The sequence below is a fragment of the Nocardioides sp. genome, assembly GCF_031422975.1.
In the GTDB taxonomy this organism is placed as follows: domain Bacteria; phylum Actinomycetota; class Actinomycetes; order Propionibacteriales; family Nocardioidaceae; genus Nocardioides.
Window position 1 is genome coordinate 1 of the sequence record NZ_JANPEO010000023.1, and the last position, 1,661, is coordinate 1,661.

Below are 1,661 nucleotides of genomic sequence, written 5' to 3' on the forward strand. Positions count from 1 at the left end.
TCGTCGCCGTCGACGGCAGTGTCGTCGCGGTGATCGGGATGGCTGACGCGGTTCGCGAGACCTCCGCCGCCGCAGTCGCCGCGCTGCACGAGGCCGGCATCCGGGTGGTCATGCTCACCGGCGACAACCACGCGACCGCCGAGCGAATCGCCGAGGACCTTGGCATCGACACCGTGATCGCCGAGGTGCTCCCCGAGGACAAGGCCCGCCACGTCCAGCAACTTCAGGGCGAGGGACGAACCGTCGCCATGGTCGGCGACGGAGTCAACGACTCACCCTCCCTCGTGCAGGCCGACGTCGGCATCGCCGTCGGCGCCGGCACCGACGTCGCCATCGAGGCCGCCGACGTCGTCCTCATGCGGTCCGATCCCCTGGACGTCCCGGTGGCACTGATGATCGGGCGCGGCACGTTGCGCAAGATGCGGCAGAACCTCGGCTGGGCGGTCGGCTACAACGCGATCGCGTTGCCGATCGCGGCCGGCGTCTTCGAGCCCGCGTTCGGCCTGGTGCTGCGACCCGAGATTGCCGCGCTGTCCATGTCTGGGTCGAGCTTCCTGGTCGCCGTCAACGCGCTGATGCTCAAGCGGCTCTCCTTGCCCACGCCGGCCCGTCCGGAACCGGTCCAGGCCGACATCCTGCAACCGACGCCCTAGGTACCTCCCGGCACGCTGGCAGGGAGCGTTGCCGAACGGCGTGCCTCCTCCTCAGCAAGATCCTCAGCAAGACCTCTCACAACCTCGATCAGGAGAACCACCTCATGCGCTACCCCCGCCCCATCACGCCCACCCGCCGGCCGGCACGGCTGGTCGGCGCGCTGACCCTCGGACTTGCTCTCGCGCTGACGGGCTGCGGCAACGACGAGCCCACCGGCGACGCCTCCACGCAGGTGTCCGAGACCGACCACAACGATGCCGACGTCACGTTCGCGACCGACATGATCCAGCACCACGCTCAAGCCCTGTCCATGGTCGACCTGACGCTCGACCGCACCCTCGACCCCGAGGTGCAGCAGCTTGCCGACGACATCCGGGAGGCACAGGGGCCCGAGATCGAGACGATGAGCGACTGGCTCCAGGAGTGGGACGAGGAGATCCCGGCGACCATGCGCGACCACTCCAACGCTGGCCACGACATGGAAGGGATGGGCGACTCCATGGACGGTCTCGACTCCGACATGCCCGGCATGATGTCCGGCGACGACTTCGACGAGCTCGAGAACGCCCCCGACTCGCAGTTCCAGACCATGTGGCTCGAGATGATGGTCGAGCACCACGAAGGAGCCGTCGAGATGGCCCGGGAACAGCAGGCCGACGGGCAGTACAAGCCGGCCGTCGACCTCGCCGGGGCCGTCGTGGAGACCCAGACCGCCGAGATCGACACGATGAAGTCGCTCCTCGGCTCCTGACGCTGGAGCCGGTGACCGCCCTGACCGCTACCACGCCCGAAACCACGGAGTGAAGATGTTCCGCCGCCCTCGACCCAAAGTCTCCAGCGCAACCATCGCCGCAGGCACCGCGCTGATCCTTCTCTCGGGGTGCGGCGCGAGCGACAGCCCCGCACCGAACGCGGGCGAGGAAGATGCGCTGGGCCACGTGCACGGCCTCGGAGTCGACCCCGGTGACGGCACCCTGTACGTCGCCTCCCACTTCGGCGTCTTCCGC

Annotated in this window: 2 protein-coding genes and 1 pseudogene; all 3 read left to right on the forward strand. The window is 68.8% G+C overall.

What is annotated here, in order from left to right:
• On the forward strand, positions 1-653 hold a 653-nt coding region (locus RMO85_RS00755; protein ID WP_310525832.1), incomplete at its 5' end, for an HAD-IC family P-type ATPase.
• Positions 654-757: 104 nt separating this feature from the next.
• Positions 758-1,405, forward strand: a complete 648-nt coding sequence (locus tag RMO85_RS00760; RefSeq protein ID WP_310525833.1) for a DUF305 domain-containing protein — start codon at positions 758-760, stop codon at positions 1,403-1,405.
• A gap of 55 nt (positions 1,406-1,460) precedes the next feature.
• Positions 1,461-1,661 (forward strand): annotated as a pseudogene (locus RMO85_RS00765) (hypothetical protein); the annotation flags it as partial.